This is a genomic window from Halomonas zincidurans B6, assembly GCF_000731955.1.
Lineage (GTDB): Bacteria > Pseudomonadota > Gammaproteobacteria > Pseudomonadales > Halomonadaceae > Modicisalibacter > Modicisalibacter zincidurans.
Genome location: NZ_JNCK01000001.1, coordinates 710,988 through 726,741, shown reverse-complemented (window position 1 = coordinate 726,741; position 15,754 = coordinate 710,988). Strand labels below are relative to the sequence as shown.

18 protein-coding genes are annotated in these 15,754 nt (G+C 63.6%); 8 read left to right on the top strand and 10 right to left on the bottom strand.

What is annotated here, in order from left to right:
- Nucleotides 1-6: 6 nt before the first annotated feature.
- Together HALZIN_RS0103470 and HALZIN_RS0103465 are read right to left on the bottom strand one after the other, a co-directional pair.
- Nucleotides 7-588: an exopolysaccharide biosynthesis protein gene (locus tag HALZIN_RS0103470; protein WP_031382857.1), complete on the bottom strand. Its 582-nt coding sequence runs from the start codon at nucleotides 586-588 to the stop codon at nucleotides 7-9.
- A gap of 66 nt (nucleotides 589-654) precedes the next feature.
- A complete protein-coding gene (locus HALZIN_RS0103465; RefSeq protein WP_031382856.1) occupies nucleotides 655-1,074 on the bottom strand; it encodes an NINE protein in 420 nt (139 codons plus the stop codon).
- A 479-nt stretch (nucleotides 1,075-1,553) separates the two neighbouring features.
- Here HALZIN_RS0103465 and HALZIN_RS0103460 point away from each other — a divergent pair, with 479 nt between their 5' ends.
- The gene (locus HALZIN_RS0103460) at nucleotides 1,554-1,757 is read left to right on the top strand and encodes a cold-shock protein (RefSeq protein WP_031382855.1); all 204 of its coding nucleotides are present in this window, start codon (nucleotides 1,554-1,556) and stop codon (nucleotides 1,755-1,757) included.
- 329 nt (nucleotides 1,758-2,086) lie between these two features.
- Nucleotides 2,087-2,290, top strand: coding sequence for a cold-shock protein (locus HALZIN_RS0103455; RefSeq protein ID WP_031382854.1), 204 nt, complete (start codon nucleotides 2,087-2,089; stop codon nucleotides 2,288-2,290).
- Nucleotides 2,291-2,394: 104 nt separating this feature from the next.
- Here the strand turns inward: HALZIN_RS0103455 and HALZIN_RS0103450 are convergent, their stop codons facing one another.
- The 7 genes from HALZIN_RS0103450 to HALZIN_RS0103420 all read right to left on the bottom strand — a co-directional run bounded on the left by HALZIN_RS0103450 (nucleotide 2,395) and on the right by HALZIN_RS0103420 (nucleotide 8,074).
- The gene (locus HALZIN_RS0103450; protein WP_031382853.1) at nucleotides 2,395-2,940 is read right to left on the bottom strand and encodes a hypothetical protein; all 546 of its coding nucleotides are present in this window, start codon (nucleotides 2,938-2,940) and stop codon (nucleotides 2,395-2,397) included.
- 82 nt (nucleotides 2,941-3,022) lie between these two features.
- Nucleotides 3,023-3,460, bottom strand: a complete 438-nt coding sequence (locus HALZIN_RS0103445) for a nucleoside deaminase (protein WP_031382852.1) — start codon at nucleotides 3,458-3,460, stop codon at nucleotides 3,023-3,025.
- Nucleotides 3,461-3,473: 13 nt separating this feature from the next.
- Nucleotides 3,474-3,902 carry a VOC family protein gene (locus HALZIN_RS0103440; RefSeq protein WP_031382851.1) on the bottom strand — a complete coding sequence of 143 codons (429 nt, stop codon included), beginning with the start codon at nucleotides 3,900-3,902 and terminating at the stop codon, nucleotides 3,474-3,476.
- Nucleotides 3,903-3,925: 23 nt separating this feature from the next.
- Nucleotides 3,926-4,852: a lipid kinase YegS gene (yegS, locus tag HALZIN_RS0103435; RefSeq protein ID WP_031382850.1), complete on the bottom strand. Its 927-nt coding sequence runs from the start codon at nucleotides 4,850-4,852 to the stop codon at nucleotides 3,926-3,928.
- 281 nt (nucleotides 4,853-5,133) lie between these two features.
- Nucleotides 5,134-5,379 carry a hypothetical protein gene (locus tag HALZIN_RS0103430; RefSeq protein ID WP_031382849.1) on the bottom strand — a complete coding sequence of 82 codons (246 nt, stop codon included), beginning with the start codon at nucleotides 5,377-5,379 and terminating at the stop codon, nucleotides 5,134-5,136.
- 59 nt (nucleotides 5,380-5,438) lie between these two features.
- Nucleotides 5,439-6,137: an MgtC/SapB family protein gene (locus HALZIN_RS0103425; protein WP_031382848.1), complete on the bottom strand. Its 699-nt coding sequence runs from the start codon at nucleotides 6,135-6,137 to the stop codon at nucleotides 5,439-5,441.
- A 242-nt stretch (nucleotides 6,138-6,379) separates the two neighbouring features.
- A complete protein-coding gene (locus HALZIN_RS0103420; RefSeq protein WP_031382847.1) occupies nucleotides 6,380-8,074 on the bottom strand; it encodes a 2-isopropylmalate synthase in 1,695 nt (564 codons plus the stop codon).
- 271 nt (nucleotides 8,075-8,345) lie between these two features.
- Here HALZIN_RS0103420 and HALZIN_RS0103415 point away from each other — a divergent pair, with 271 nt between their 5' ends.
- From HALZIN_RS0103415 to HALZIN_RS0103390, 6 genes are all read left to right on the top strand, one after another.
- Entirely contained in the window at nucleotides 8,346-8,831 is a 486-nt protein-coding gene (locus HALZIN_RS0103415; RefSeq protein WP_031382846.1) for an Lrp/AsnC family transcriptional regulator, read from the top strand.
- 335 nt (nucleotides 8,832-9,166) lie between these two features.
- Nucleotides 9,167-9,718, top strand: coding sequence for a hypothetical protein (locus HALZIN_RS16715; protein WP_201448169.1), 552 nt, complete (start codon nucleotides 9,167-9,169; stop codon nucleotides 9,716-9,718).
- 150 nt (nucleotides 9,719-9,868) lie between these two features.
- Nucleotides 9,869-10,951 carry a FecCD family ABC transporter permease gene (locus tag HALZIN_RS0103405; protein WP_031382845.1) on the top strand — a complete coding sequence of 361 codons (1,083 nt, stop codon included), beginning with the start codon at nucleotides 9,869-9,871 and terminating at the stop codon, nucleotides 10,949-10,951.
- On the top strand, nucleotides 10,948-11,730 hold the full coding sequence (locus HALZIN_RS0103400) for an ABC transporter ATP-binding protein (protein ID WP_031382844.1): 783 nt from the start codon (nucleotides 10,948-10,950) through the stop codon (nucleotides 11,728-11,730). Before HALZIN_RS0103405 ends, HALZIN_RS0103400 begins: the two co-directional genes overlap by 4 nt.
- A 288-nt stretch (nucleotides 11,731-12,018) precedes the next feature.
- A complete protein-coding gene (locus tag HALZIN_RS0103395) occupies nucleotides 12,019-12,312 on the top strand; it encodes a hypothetical protein (protein ID WP_031382843.1) in 294 nt (97 codons plus the stop codon).
- Between the two features lie 115 nt (nucleotides 12,313-12,427).
- Nucleotides 12,428-12,958, top strand: a complete 531-nt coding sequence (locus HALZIN_RS0103390; RefSeq protein ID WP_031382842.1) for an invasion associated locus B family protein — start codon at nucleotides 12,428-12,430, stop codon at nucleotides 12,956-12,958.
- Nucleotides 12,959-13,053: 95 nt separating this feature from the next.
- Here the strand turns inward: HALZIN_RS0103390 and pepN are convergent, their stop codons facing one another.
- Nucleotides 13,054-15,735, bottom strand: coding sequence for an aminopeptidase N (pepN, locus tag HALZIN_RS0103385; RefSeq protein ID WP_051907355.1), 2,682 nt, complete (start codon nucleotides 15,733-15,735; stop codon nucleotides 13,054-13,056).
- Between the last annotated feature and the right edge of the window lie 19 nt (nucleotides 15,736-15,754).

The window sequence follows — 15,754 nt, the reverse complement described above, 5'->3', positions numbered from 1 at the left end:
GATGACTTATGGCAACAGCCAGCGCCAGATGACGACGGCGCCGAGCGCCACCACGGCGAGGCCGGTCATGATCAGCAGCCCATCCTCTGCCGCCAGCCCCAGCCCCAGCAGAGCAATCGCCAGCGCCGGGATCGCCGCGGCGAATGGCAGCAATTCAAGCGGAATCATGGATAACGCCAGCAGTGCCGAAAGCACTGCAACCAGACGCTGCATCAGCGGACTCGTCAGGAACTCCAGGCGCGGCTTGAGCAACCTGTCAAAGCACTGCGTCCAGGGCCGCACACGAGCGACTGCCTGATGGAAGCGCCGATGACTGAAGCCGCGCTCCCGCAAGCGGCGCGGCAGCCAGGGGGTTCGCTTGCCCAGAGCCAGTTGACTGGCCACGGTGGCAATGAATAGTCCACATAGCGTCGGCACACCGGGAATCGCACCGGTCGGCAGCAAGGCGATCAGCGCCGGCAGCACCAGCAACGGCCCGAAACCACGCGATGCAAAGTTATCGATGATGTCCTGCAGGCGGATCTTGCTTCCGCTGTCCGTTCCGTCGAGCTGATCGAGCAGTCCGGTCAAGGCCATCCGTTCGGCCATCGGGGCCTCCTTCCCTGTCTCTCTACCCCTGACCCAAGGCATCCAGCCGTCCGGTCGGTATCGTGATTACTGGCTGAACAAGCCGCGCCGGGCATGCTTGAGCGATATCTGATCGTTCAAGGTCCAGAAATCGTAGAGCACGCCGATCAGGAACAACCCGCCCGTGAACAGGTAGATCAGCCCCGTGAGCCATTTACCCATGTACATGCGATGCAGGCCGAACACGCCCAGGAACGTCAGCAAGATCCAGGCCAGCGTGTAGTCGGTCGGCCCGGTGTGAAAACGCATGTCAGCCTGACGGTCCATTGCCGGAATCAGGAACACGTCGATCAGCCAGCCGATACCCAGTAGCCCGAAGGTGAAAAACCAGATCGTGCCGGTGATCGGCTTGCCGAAATAGAAGCGGTGAGCCCCGGTGAAGCCGAAGATCCACAGTAGATAGCCCACCAGCTTGCTATGCGTGTTGCTGGACGCAAATTGTGTCACGCCTCGCTCCTTGTAAAGGACTGAAGAATAGCAGGACGGCCCAAGCCGCGGGAGCATCTCGGAGTGAGCCTGCCGGCTCGTCCCTGCCTGCTTGACGCAGGCGGCAATCTTACCACGGAGCGATGTCGAAACCTCATGGTCGCTCGCCATGGGGCCCGCCGGGCCACGTGTAAAAACCATTGACTCCGCCCCCATGCCATGGGTCATGCGGGTCTGGACGCACTCGGAATTAGCATCTATGGTGCTTGATGCGGGCATCGTAACGTGCAAGACCCTCTTCCAGCGCAGCTTGGCATGGTCGATGACAACGATGCACACGCCGCTGCGTGGGTCAGCAAGCAGAATGGCGTCAATAGGTTATCGGTTTCCGAAGACTTCCAGTACGCATTTTTCTTGTCACCTCACGCATGACGCGCACATCGCGAGCCAAGGTTCTCGCAGCCCGGCACCATCAATGGTTAGTTAAGGAAAAATCGACAATGGCAACTGGCACTGTCAAGTGGTTCAACGATACGAAAGGCTACGGTTTCATCTCTCCCGATGACGGCGGTGATGATCTGTTCGCCCATTTCTCCGAGATTCAGGCTGAAGGCTTCAAGACCCTGCAAGATGGCCAGAAGGTCTCCTTCGAGGTCACTCAGGGCAAGAAAGGACTTCAGGCCGCCAATATCAAGGCGCTCTAGCGCCTGTGAGCGCTTGCCGGTCGCAGGCGGGTCCTCGCACGAGGCAGCGCCAAGTGAAGCCCGCCTCGGCGGGCTTCACTTACGTACCGCGGCTGGTCAGACTCACCTCTGGAGTGCGACCAAATTAAGCTTGACCCGCAACGTTTAAAAGCGCATCCTTGATGCGATTGGTTTGTAGACAGAATGACGTCAGTTGTTAATCGATTCCCTCGATAACCCCGTGCGCGTTTCTCTGGCTTATAAGCCTCGCACCGGCGGTTCGTAGCAGTCCGCAAGGCTTCACGTAATCGCATCATCATCAGTAAGTTAGATAGTTAAGGAATTCGACAATGGCAACTGGCACTGTCAAGTGGTTCAACGATACCAAGGGCTTTGGCTTCATCTCTCCGGACGACGGTGGTGATGACCTCTTCGCTCACTTCTCCGAAATTCAGGCAGAAGGCTTCAAGTCTCTGCAAGACGGCCAGAAGGTTTCCTTCGACGTCACTCAGGGCAAGAAAGGCCTCCAGGCCGCTAACATCAAGCCGGCCTGATACGTCTAACCACGTACAGGTTGCACCGATCGCCACGTCCCTGGACGTGGCATTGTAAAAAAGGTCCGCACATGCGGACCTTTTTTAATGCTCGACCACCAGATTCAATTGGTGCTCGAGCTTGCACTGCCCTCGGTCGTCTCATCGGGCTCGATCGACAGCTGTTCCTTGACGTCCTGTTTCTGCGCTTGCTCGAACTGCTCGTTGAGTTCCTTCTCGGCCTCCTTGAATCGCCGCTCGGTTTCCTTCAAGGCCTCACTAACGTTGCTCCCGGAACTTTCCCAGGAACCATTTGCTGCCGATGCGTCCGCCGGCTCACCTACCACGGCATCGCCTGTAACCGTATCGCCGTTCTGTTCCGCCTCGCCGGGCTGCGCGGTGTCGCCGCCTCCGCCGGCATCGGCCTGGGCCTGTTCACCGGTCGAGCCGCTACCTGCCGCCGTACCCGCTGTGTCTTCCGCCGCTGGCGTGCCGTCACGCGAGATGCGCCCGGCTTCGCTGTCCTCGATCGACGCCTGAGATGATTGAGACGATTGGCCGCTCTCCTCGACCGCCGGGGCGCCGTTGTCATCGTCGCCACCGTTACAGCCCGCCAGGCCGAGCATTAGCGCCAAGGGTAGAACCGTCGTCATCCAGGACGTCTTGGCCATCGGGTATTCTCCTCGTCGTGAATAAAAGGGTTTGTTGACGCCGCGTCATTGCAGCAAACGCCGCGCCTGGGTGCAAGGCACGCTAGACGCCGATGTCTTCGTTCCAGACATCGGGATGCCGGGCAATGAACCTCGCCATCAACTCGCGACAGGGCTCGCTATCGAGCACTTCGAGCGCAACGCCCTGTTCGCGCAGGTGCGCCTCGGCGCCCATGAAGGTGCGGTTCTCGCCGATCACCAGCCGCGGAATGCCATACAGCAGGACAGCCCCGCTGCACATCGGGCACGGCGACAGCGTGGTATAGAGCGTCGCTTCGCGATACACCGAAGCCGGTTGGCGCCCGGCATTCTCCAGGGCATCCATCTCACCGTGCAGTATTGCACTAGCTCGCTGCTGGCGCTGATTGCGGCCGCGACCGATGATCCGTCCGCCGTGGACCAGCACCGAGCCGATCGGCACGCCGCCTTCGGCCAACCCCTTGCGCGCCTCCTCGATCGCCGCCTGCATAAAGATATCCATGCCAGCCCCCGCCTCAGGTCGCGAACAACTGCCCTTCGATATCGCGAAATGCCTTGAACTCCAAGGCATTACCCGAAGGGTCGCAGAAGAACATGGTGGCCTGCTCGCCGGGCTCGCCCCGAAAGCGAATGTAGGGTTCGATCTCGAAGCGAACCCCGGCCTGAGTCAGGCGATCGACCAGCTCTTCCCAGTCGCCCATGCTCAATACGACGCCGAAATGCGGGACCGGGACACCGTGTCCGTCGACCGGGTTGCGATGTACGCCAGTCTCTTCCTCATCGAGCTCTGGATTGAGATGACAGACGAATTGATGTCCGTAGAGGTTGAAATCGACCCAGCGTTCACTGGAGCGCCCCTCCGGGCAACCCAGCAACTCGCCGTAGAAACGCCGAGCCTCGGCGATATCACGGACCTGAACGGCCAGATGGAAAGGGTTGGGCATAGCGGGTTCTCCTCGAATAGCAATCACGGACAGTGGGGTGAATTCAAAAGCCGGCTCGCACCGGGCATCGACAGCTTGATGGCATGCGGCTCGAGCGATACTTCGAAATGTTGGAGATGACGCGGCTCGCCATCAAGATTGAGCGGAAAGCGAGTGTCGCTGCGAAAGCTCAACCGGGACGCGCGAATCGTCCGAACGAATTCGCCATCCGCCGGCAATCGTTCTATTTCGCCAAGCAATTGGCGCATGTCATGCAACGACGAGAAGTGGCGCACGATGACGATCTCGAGCAGACCATCGTCCAGCTTGGCGGCCGGCGCCAGACATTGCCCGCCACCGGCCTGGGAGCCGTTGCCGATCGCCAACAGAAACAGCGGTGTGGTCAGCTCGCCACCCGGCCAGCTGAGTGCGCCCTGATACGGCTGATAGCGCCAGGCCTTGAGCATGCCCATCAACGAGTAGGCACCGCCGCCCAGCAGGCGCTTCAAGGCGACCGGCGTCGAGGTGGTGATCTCGGCGCCGAAGCCACCAGTGGCCATGTTGATGAAGCAGTCTTCACCGAGGCGAGCCACATCCACGTCGTGCACGCGACCGGTCAGCGCGAGTTCGAGCGCCGGTTGCGGTTCCAGCGGCAGCCCCACCCCATGGGCGAAATCATTGGCACTGCCCAGCGGCAGAATGCCTAGCGCCGGGCGCCGCTCCGACGCCACGGCCATCAGCCCGGCGACGATCTCGTTGACCGTGCCGTCGCCGCCTCCGGCAACAACGCGCGACACCCCCTCGTCGGCCGCCTCACGTACCAGGCGCAGGCCGTCGCCGCTTTCCCAGGTGACGCGTACATCCAGCGCATGGCCCTCTTCGCGCAATGCAGTGACTGCTTCGCGCACTTCATCGATCTGTGCCGATTTGCCGTTTATGATCAAGCGCGCCAGGTTACTCGACTGAGCCATTCACTGCATTCCCTGTACTGTCATTCCATTGATCGCTATACCTTCGCCTGTCGGCGCCTGCATCGCAAGCGACACATCAGGCCGTCACTGCCCTTCATGTCAGGCACAGCGCGCCATTGAGATAGCTGTAGAGCCGCGCCCCCTGAGCCGGCGTAAAGGCATCGCGTTCCGCGGCGAATGCCACCGTGGTCGTGGCACAGGCACCCAGCCCTTGAAGAATACGCGACGCATAGAGCGGTCCGAGGCTGGTCGCCGCGATGTCCGGCAGCGCGCCGAGCGCATTAGAGTGCCGAGCCGACCAGCAATGCCGGGCGGCGGCGGTCGGTCAGCGGTCCCACCACGATCTGGCCGAGACCGACGCTTGACAGCAACAGCGTGATGATGATCTGCAGCGCCGTGGCGGGCTGCCCGAGATCGGCGGCCATGACCGGCAACGACGGCAGGTAGATATCGATCGCCAGCGGCGTCAACATTACGCTGGCGACCAGTAGCCACATCAGGCTGGCTCGGGTGGGCGGGATGACCATGGGTGCTCCAGAAGTAGCGGAGAGCCACTGTAACGCCCTACCTGCGAATGGCAAGCGATTCACTCACCGGCCTGCGACAGGTGAAACTCGAGCAGATCGCGCGACGAATGCCGCAAATGCCCGGCCAGGCGGGTCAGGTTCTGGCGATCCTTGGTCTGCAACACCATGTGGTAACGATAGACCGCGCCATGCTCACCCAGGCTATAGCTCATCGACTTGACCACGCAGCCATGCCGACCGACGAGCTCGCGAACCTGTTCTTCGCTCGGCGTCTTCTCGATGGCATAACTGAGCACATGATCGGCGTAGTACTCGCTGGGCAGGCGCAGCTCGACCCAGCGAAACAGCGACAGCGTCAACAGCGTAGCCACGGTGGCGGTCAGCGCCGGCAACCAGAAGCCCACGCCGAACAGGATACCCAGCGCCGAGGTGATCCAGATCGAGGCCGCCGTGGTCAGTCCATGAACGTTCAAGCCCTCCTTGAAGATCACTCCGGCGCCGAGAAAGCCGATCCCGGTCATGATGCCTTGCGCCATACGCGTGGGATCGGTACGAATCGCCGACTCGGGCATATTGGTGTCGAGCCACTGCCACTGGTTGGTACTGACGATCATCAGCAATGCCGATGCGCCACAGACCAGCGCATGAGTGCGAAACCCCGCGGGGCGCCCATGGAAACTCCGCTCCAGCCCGATCAGGCTGCCCGCCAGCCACGCAGCACCCAAGTAATAGAGCATCTCCAGACTTTCTCCAGGCATGTGCCACTCCCTGTGTCATCAGTCAATTACAAGAATAGCCAAGTTCAGCATTGCAAAGGCTTGCCAGCCCGCATGCGTTCGTCCACAGCCAGTGGGCATCGTTGCCGGCCGTTGCGGGCAACGTGGTCGGCACCTTTGCGCTGATCAACCACGCCCAGTTACCCAGCGACACTTGAGCCCGTCGTTACAACGCAAACGGCCGCCCGAAGGCGGCCGTTTGCGTCGCAGAGGCCTGACCCGGATCAGGCGGTGATCGCCGCCGCGTTGGCCTCGCGCTCGCTGGCCGCCGTGCGCCCGGCGCGGTTGAGCGCCGAAAGCACCGCCTTGAGCGAGGCGCTGACGGTATCGCCGTCTTCGGCCATGCCGCTGACCCGCCGGCCATCGACATTGAGCTGGACGAAGGCGATCGCCACGGCGTCGCTGCCTTCGCCGAGCGCATGCTCGCCGTAATCGACCACGTTTACCGAGCTGCCGCTATGGCGCTGCCAGGCATCCATGAACGCCGATATCACGCCGTTGCCGTTGCCCTCAAGCGTCAGCACCCGATCGCCATCTTGCAACGTGACGGTCAGCTGCTCGGCCTCGTCGCGATTCAGACGATAGCCCTTGAGCGTGAGCGGCACCTCGTTGGCGAACGTGGTCAGCAATATGTCGCGAATCTGCTGACTCGAGAGTTCGCCGGGCACCTTCTCGCTGGCCTGCTGCACGTGCGGGGCCAGTTCCAGCGTCATCCAGCGCGGCAGGCTGATGCCGAAATCACGCTCGAGCAGGAACGCCATTCCACCCTTGCCCGACTGACTGTTGACGCGAATCACCGCCTGGTAGTCGCGTCCCAGATCGTGCGGATCGATGGGCAGATAGGCGACCTGCCACGGCTCGTCGGCGCCCTGCTGGTGCAGACACTTGCGGATCGCATCCTGATGGCTGCCCGAGAAGGCGGTATAGACCAGCTCGCCGATCCAGGGGTGGCGCGGATGCACTGGCAGATTGGTGCACTCGGTGCAGACCTGAATGATCTCGTCGGGGTTCGACAGATCGAGCTCGGGGTCGATGCCTTGACTGTACAGGTTCATGCCCAGGGTCACGATATCCATGTTGCCGGTGCGCTCGCCGTTGCCCAGCAGCGTGCCCTCGACGCGATCGGCACCGGCCAGCAGGCCGAGTTCCGCCGCTGCCGCCGCGCCGCCGCGATCATTGTGGGTGTGCAGCGAGATGATCGCCGCGTCGCGGTTGGCGAGATGGGTGATGAAATACTCGATCAGATCGGCGAAATGATTCACCGGGCCGACCTCGACGGTGGCCGGCAGATTGAGGATGCAGGGATTTTCCGGTGTCGGTTGCCAGATCGCCATCACCGCCTCGCAGATCTCCACCGCGTAGTCGGGCTCGGTGCTGGTGAAGCTTTCCGGCGAATACTGGAAGCGCCATTCGGTGTCCGGGTAGCGTTTGGCGTATTCCTGCACCCAGCTCGCGCCCTGGCGGGCGATCTCGACCACCCCGGCGCGATCCATCTCGAAGACCCGCTCGCGCTGGGCGGTCGAGGTGGAGTTGTAGACATGGACGATGGCCCGCTTGACCCCTTCGAGCGCTTCATAGGTACGCGCAATCAAGTGCTCGCGAGCCTGGACCAGCACCTGAACGGTCACGTCGTCGGGGATCTGGTCCTCCTCGATCAGCCAGCGCACGAAATCGAAATCGGGCTGACTGGCCGCCGGAAAACCGACTTCGATCTCCTTGAGCCCCACCTTCACCAGCAAGGCCCATAGCCGCTTCTTCTGTTCGACGTTCATCGGCTCGAGCAACGCCTGGTTGCCGTCGCGTAGGTCCACGCTCGCCCAGATCGGCGCGCGGCTCAGCGTGCGCGACGGCCACTGGCGTGGCTGGGTCAGCGGTACCGGCGTTGCCGGCGTGTACTTGCGATGGTCGAACGAAGCCATGGGTCTGATCCTTACCGGTGATGAACGAAAGCAGCGGTGGCCGCAGGCGGAATGGGCGCCGCGGGCCGGATAGGCGTTAGCGGCAAAGCGAAGCCGGCTCTCGTGAAGCCGACATCTGAGCGAAACATAGCATTCCGGATAGCGCTTGTGACGATGGCTATCAGTCTAGCCGCGATTGCGCGGCGATGGATTGCTAATTTCGGATGAATGCGTGGGCCAAGCGGCATAAAATTGCCTGTCTTACGCCATTACCAACAGGTTGTTGCCAACCATGACCAGTATTTCGCCAACAGCTGCTCTCGACCGTTATGATCGATCCATTCTCGACGTGCTGCAACGCGATGGCCGCATCAGCAATCAGGAACTCGCCGAGCGCATCGGCCTGTCGCCGTCCCCTTGCCTGCGCCGCGTCCGCGCGCTGGAAGACAGCGGCTTGATCGTCGGCTATCGCGCCATGGTCGACAGCAAGCGGCTCGGTTACAGCCTGATGGCGCTATTGCACATTTCGATGGATCGCCACACGCCGGAACGTTTCGCCAACTTCGAAGCCAAGGTCGCCGCGCTTTCCCAAGTGCAGGAGTGCTTGCTGATAACCGGTCAGGAAGCCGACTATCAGCTCAAGGTCGTGGTACGCGACATGGACGATTACCAGGATCTGCTGCTCAACCGCATCACCCGCATCGAAGGCGTCAGCGGCGCCCACTCGAGCTTCGTGCTCCGCCGGGTCATCGACAACCCCGTGCTCCCGACGGGGTGAGCCCGCCGGAAAGCCGGACTAGGGCGGCCGCCTGCTATTGGGCCGCGTGATGCACAGTCTCGCCAGGCCCACACCGCACGGCATTGGCGCCGGGCAACCGACTCACGTAGCATCAGCGGATATCTGCGCCGACCCGGCCTGCCCCCACTCAGCGGGAGACGTGGCCCTTCGGGACCTGTACGAGATGTATCTACTCCGCCTACTGCGCCGTCGGCAGACCTCCGCAAGGGTCACCCAGCGGTTGAATATCGACATGCGCGCGCGGCTGGCCAGCGATTACAGCGATTATCGCCTCAAACAAGGAATCCATGATCAAGGGCCGCTGGAGGTGGCAGGTGCAAGATCACGTACTGATCATCAACAGCCCGAACAACAACGCTGCTGTCTACTTCGAGCGCCTGGTGAGCCAGTTGCGCTCGACCGCGGAGCTGCATGACACCCCGGCGCGGGCCAAGGCGATCATCGTGCTGGCCCGCGACGAGTACAGCCGGGTATCCGATAGCATCACCCTGGACGTATTGAGCCAGCTGCAGGAGCTCTGCCAGGCGGGGCTACCCTACACCGTGGCCGAATGCGTTCACGAGGACAGTCGCAGGCGCACTGAAATGGCGGGCGCCAGCACCACGCCACGCCCGATCCGCGCCTACCCGGAGATGCTGGTCCGTTCGCTGGTGGCGCCGGGGGCGGAAAAGATTCTCGAGAACCTGTTCACCCATCACGACGACCATGCCATGCGCTATCCGGTTCATCTTGAAGACGCCGTGTGGTCCGACGTGACCTGCCGGCTGATGACGGCGGGCATGGGCACGCTGATGGCTTACGTGGCGGAGGACGGCCACATCACCTGCCACCCGGCCCACGACCACCGCTTCAATGCCAGGCCTTGATATTGATGGTACGCGAGGAGCTCGTGCCCACCGCCCAGGACATCGAGCGCTGTGTCCAGCAAGCCATGCTTGGCAACTACCGACCGTGAAGTTACGGGCCGGCGAATCCTGCAGTATGTTGGGCCACCGATTTTCCCAGATCCAAGTGCCATGAACCGACTCCTTTCCGCCTCGGCCGCGACGTCGGAGCCCGACGACAGCGTGTCGCGCTACCTGGCGCGTCGCCGTCGTCATATTGCGTTGATCGCGATCACCGCACTAGCGATGCTGACGGCATTTTTCGCCGACGTGGCCACCGGGCCCGGTCAGTACCCGTTGCGCGCGTTGCTGGCGGCTCTGATCGATCCCGATTCCGCGTCGCGCATGCTCGCCGTGGTGGTCTGGGAGATTCGCCTGCCGACGGCGCTGATGGCGGTGCTGGTGGGCATCAGCCTGGCCCTGGCGGGGGCCGAGATGCAGACCATCCTCGACAATCCGCTGGCCGATCCTTTCACGCTGGGCATCTCCTCGGCGGCCAGTTTCGGCGCGGCGCTGGCGATCATCCTCGGCCTGGGCGTCGTGCCGCTCGCCGGGACGCTGCTGGTTACCGCCAACGCCTTCGCGCTGGCGATGCTCGCCGCGCTGCTGATCTGGGGAATCAGCCGGCTGAGGGGCGTGACGGTACAGACCATGGTGTTGATGGGCATCGCCATGATGTTCTTCTTCAACGCCCTGCTCGGGCTGATGCAGTACCTGGCCTCGGCCGAGGCGCTGCAGCAGCTGGTGTTCTGGTCGCTGGGCAGCCTGGCCCGATCGAGCTGGGAAACGGTCGGCCTGGCGCTGCTGGCGCTGCTGGCCACGCTGCCGGTGTTCCTGGCCGCCGGCTGGCGGCTCACCGCGCTGCGCCTCGGCGATCTGCACGCCAAGGCGATGGGCATCAACGTGGGCCGCCTGCGGCTGAGCATCATGCTGTGCTGCTCGCTGCTGGCCGCCACCGCCGTCGCCTTCGTCGGCACCATCGGTTTCGTCGGGCTGGTCGGCCCGCACATCGCCCGGCTGCTGGTGGGCGAGGACCAGCGCGTGTTCCTGCCCATGTCGGCGCTGAGCGGCGGGCTGATCATGTCGCTGGCCTCGATCCTTTCCAAGATGCTGATCCCGGGCATTCTCTTCCCGATCGGCATTCTCACCGCCCTGATCGGCCTGCCCTTCTTCGTCTCGCTGATCCTGCGCAGTCGCCGGGGAGGCTGGGGATGAGCCTGCGCATCGAGCGGCTGACGTGCCGAATCGGGCGCACGGAGATCCTGCCCGGCGTGACGGGCCTGCACGCCCGCCCCGGCGAACTGACCGCGCTGATCGGCCCCAACGGCGCCGGCAAGTCGACGCTGCTCAAGGCGATCGCCGGGATCGAGCGGGCCGAGGGCGAGGCAACCCTCGACACGCACTCGCTCATCGCGCTGTCGCTGGAGGCACGCGCCGAACGGCTCTACTACCTGCCCCAGGAACTGGGCTCCCAGGCGGTGCTGAGCGTCTTCGAAGCGGTGCTGCTGGCGCGCCGCACGCGGGTTCACGAACCTTCGAGCGCCGCGCTCGTCCAGGTACGCGACATGCTCCGGACCCTGGAGCTCGAGCCGCTGGCCGAGCGCGAGCTGGCCAAGCTGTCCGGTGGTCAGCGCCAACGCGTGGCCATCGCCCAGGCGGTAATCCGCGAGCCGCGCCTGCTGCTGCTCGACGAACCGACCAGCGCCCTCGACCTGCATCACCAACTGCAGGTGCTCGACTGGCTGGAGCGGCTGGCGGCCGAGCGCGACATGATCGTGGTCATCGCCATCCATGACCTGAGCCTGGCGGCCCGCTTCGCCCGGCACTTCTGGGTGCTCAAGGAGGGTCGCACCGTCGCCTGTGGCGAGCCGACCGAAGTACTCACACAAGCCTGCCTGCGCGACGTCTACGCCATCGAGGCGCGCGTCGAATGGCCGGCGAACGAACCGCCGCGCATCACGCCGCTGGCGGCTACGCGGCGACTGGGCGGCTAATGGGCAGGTCTGTGCGACTCGCTAGCCGTCGCCACAGGCCTTACCATAGGCGCAAACCAGCTACCCGTATGCGTCCATGAAATATCTCGGCGCCCACGAGATCATCGTGCAGGTCGACGATCGCTTGCGGGTCGACATGTGCATCGACACCCGCCATGGCTTCGCGGCGGGCTACGAACCATCGAGTCAGCCTCGTGGTCTCAGGAGCTCGCCTGGCTGCGCGAACAGCAGCCAGGCGCACCGGCCGAGACACGCGACGCGCGATGACACCATCATCAAGGACGAACCATGCAGGATGACGGATTCTTCACCTGGCTGGGGGAGGCGATCGGCGACGCCATCCGCACCCTGGTCGAGTTGCTGGGCAATCTATTCGGCGGACTCTACTGGGCCGTCGAGGATTTCGCCGATGGCCTGTCCGACTCGCTGGGCATCAGCGGTTCGCTGTTCAGCCTGCTCGTACTGATCGTCGGCCTGGTCATGCTCTACAAGGGCCTGCGCGCCTTTCTGCGCGGCTCGCTGCTCGGCGGCGTGTGCTGGGTGCTGGTGGGCCTGCTGGTGCTCAGTTGGCTGATCGCCTGACGCGCACGCTGCTCACCGGGCATTGTCATCGCCACGATTGCTTGCTTTTATGACTGATTCGGGTCAATCGCGACCCGGCCCTTATAGAAGATCATGACGACAGGAGACGGACAACATGTTGAATCGCTTCGCATTGCGCCACTGGGCCTTATCGCTGCTGGCCGCGCTTGCCTTGGCTCCCGCGGCCTTCGCTCAACAACAACAGCCCCCGGCCGAGGCCAATGTCGATATCCAAAAGGTCCAAGACTGGGAGGTGCGCTGCCCGCAGGGCGACACGGCCCAGGGTGCCTGTACGATGACCCAGTTGATCGACAATCCCAATAGTGGCCAGCCGCTGATGCGCGTGGTGCAGGCCTATCCGCCACAAGCCGATGGCGCCGTGCTGGTGTTCCTGCTGCCGCTGGGCGTGCGCCTGGCACCAGGCATGCAACTGAGCGTCGACAATGGCGAGCCGATCCGCTTCCCCTATCAGGTCTGCCAGCAGCAGGGCTGCCGCGGCGACCTGCCGGTCAAACCCGAGCTGATGCGTCAGTTGCGCGGCGGCAGCACCGCCACGCTGAGCATGATCGGACCGCGTGGCGAGCGCATGGACCTGGATATCTCGCTGATGGGCTTCACCGACGCCACCCAGCGCATCGCACCGTAACCGGTGCCCCTCCTGTGCCAGGGATGATTTGACACCTCTAAAGGGCCGCTTCATGAGCGGCCCTTTTGTCTACCATCGACCCGGCACCTGGCGTGCTAGAAAGCCAGCGCCTTTTCGACCACCTCATAGACGTTGGGCGAGAGTTCCTCGGCCTGGATGCGTTCCAGCTCGGCTTTCATCAGCGCCTGACGCTGCTCGTCGTAACGCTGCCAGCGAGTCAGCGGGGTAATGATTCGCGCGGCGATCTCCGGATTGAGCGTGTTGAGTTCGATGACCACGTCGGCGAGCAGCCGGTAGCCCTGGCCATCGAGACGATGGAAGTTGACCGGGTTCTGGCCGGCAAAGGCGCCGATCAATGCGCGCACCCGGTTGGGGTTCTTGAGCGAGAACGCCGGGTGGCCCATCAGGTACTTGACGCGTTCGATGGCATCCGACTGCGGGCGCGTGACCTGAACGCTGAACCACTGATCCATGACCAGCGGATCGTGGGCCCACTTCTCGCCGAAGGCGCGCAACGCCGGATCGGCGATGTCGCCGCGCGAGCTGTGTACCAGCAGCGTCAGGGCGGCCCGCACGTCGGTCATGTTGCGAGCGGCCTCGAACTGCTCGCGGGCCAGTTCGACCGCCTCGTCGTCCTCGATGCTCATCAGGTAGGAAAGCGCCACGTTCTGGAGGCCGCGCTGGGCGATCTGCTCGGCGCTGGGGGCGTAATCGGCCTGCGACTGGTTGGCGCGATACAGCGTCAGGAACTCATTGCGCAGCACGGTGGCCAGCGAGCGCTTGACGAAGTCGCGCGCGGCATGGATCGCATCGACATCGACCATCGGCTGCTGCTCGGCGATGTACGCCTCCGAGGGCAGCGTGAGCATTTCGGCGAGCACCGCCTTGTCGTCGGTAGACGCCGTCAGCAAGCCGCGGAACGCCTCGGTCACCCGGGCGTCCATGACCTTCTCGACGCCGTTGCGGTGCGCGGCGATCAGGTCGTCGAGCGCCAGCATGGTCAGCCGCTGGCCGGCATCCCAGCGATTGAAGCCGTCGCTATCGTGTTGCAGCAGGAAAGCCAGATCCTCGCGGCCGTAGGGGAAGCGCAGCTTGACCGGCGCCGAGAAGCCGCGCAGCAGCGAGGGAACCGGCGCCTCGGCCAGCTCGGTGAAGACCAAGGTCTGCTCGTCCTCGCGCAGGTGCAGGACGCACTCCTTGCCGAGCCGCTCGCCATCCAGCGTGAGTTCCAGATCGTCGCCGGACTTGGTACCGACCAGGCCGATGCGCACCGGGATGTGCAGCGGCTGCTTGTCGGGCTGGCCGGGCGTCGGGGGCGTGCGCTGGCGCAGCGTCAGGCGATAGGCGCTATTGGCGTAATCGTACTCGCCATGAGCGTCGATCTCGGGCGTGCCGGCCTGCGAGTACCAGCGCATGAACTGGCCGAGATCGATGGCCGAGACCTCGGCCATGCAGGCGACGAAGTCCTCGATGGTCACGGCCTGCCCGTCGAAGCGCGAGAAGTACAGATCCGAGCCCTGGCGGAAGGCGTCCCAGCCCAGCAGGTTGCGCAGCATGCGCACGATCTCGGCGCCCTTCTCGTAGATCGTCAGGGTATAGAAGTTGCCGATCTCGATGTAATACTCCGGACGCACTGGATGCGCGGTGGGCCCGGCGTCCTCGGCGAACTGCGCGGTACGGAAGAACGACACGTCCTCGATGCGCTTGACCGGCGCCGAATTGACGTCGGCCGAGAAGCTCTGGTCGCGGAAGACCGTGAAGCCCTCCTTGAGCGAGAGCTGGAACCAGTCGCGACAGGTCACCCGGTTGCCCGACCAGTTGTGGAAGTATTCGTGGGCGACGATCCCCTCGACGCGCTGGAAGGCGGCGTCGGTGGCGGTCTGCGGATGGGTCAGCACCGCCGCCGAGTTGAAGATGTTGAGGCCCTTGTTCTCCATCGCGCCCATGTTGAAGTCGTTGACGGCAACGATCATGAAGCGATCGAGATCGTACTCGCGACCGTAGGTCCGCTCATCCCAGGCCATCGCCGACTTCAGCGAGCGCATCGCGTGCTCGGTCTTGTCCAGGTTCTCGGACTCGACCCAGATCTGCAGGGTGATCTCGCGACCGCTGGCGGTCGTGAAGCGATCCTCGACCTTCTCCAACTGGCCGGCCACCAGCGCGAACAGATAGCAGGGCTTGGGATGCGGATCCTCCCAGGTGACGAAGTGCTTGCCGTCCGGCAACTCGCCGCGCTCCACCGGGTTGCCGTTGGACAGCAGCACCGGCAGGGTCTCGGCATCGCCGATCACGGTGGTCGAGAAGGTCGCCATCACGTCGGGGCGATCCGGATAATAGGTGATGCGCCGGAACCCCTCGGCCTCGCATTGGGTACAGAACATGCCGTTGGACAGATACAAGCCTTCCAGCGCGGTATTGCTGGCCGGATCGATGTCGACCTCGGTTTCCAGGCGCAAGCGCTCGGGCGGCTCGGCGATGGTCAGCCGCGCTTCGTCGACCCGGTATTCGCCAGCCTGCAGCTCCTGGCCGTCGATGGCGATACGCTTGAGCGAGAGCCGCTCGCCGTCGAGCTCCAGCGGCCGGCCGGGCGCGCTGTCGGGATGGCGCTCCATGTGCAGGACCGCACTGACGCGAGTCGCCGAGGGCGCGAGGTCGAACTTGAGTTCGGTATGGCTGACGCGAAAGGCCGGCGGCTGGTAATCCTTGAGATAGACCGGTTGCGGCTGCGCATCGACCGGCTTGATTTCGACCTCTGCGGAAATCGGCGAATCGGGCATGACGGGTACTCCTGATACA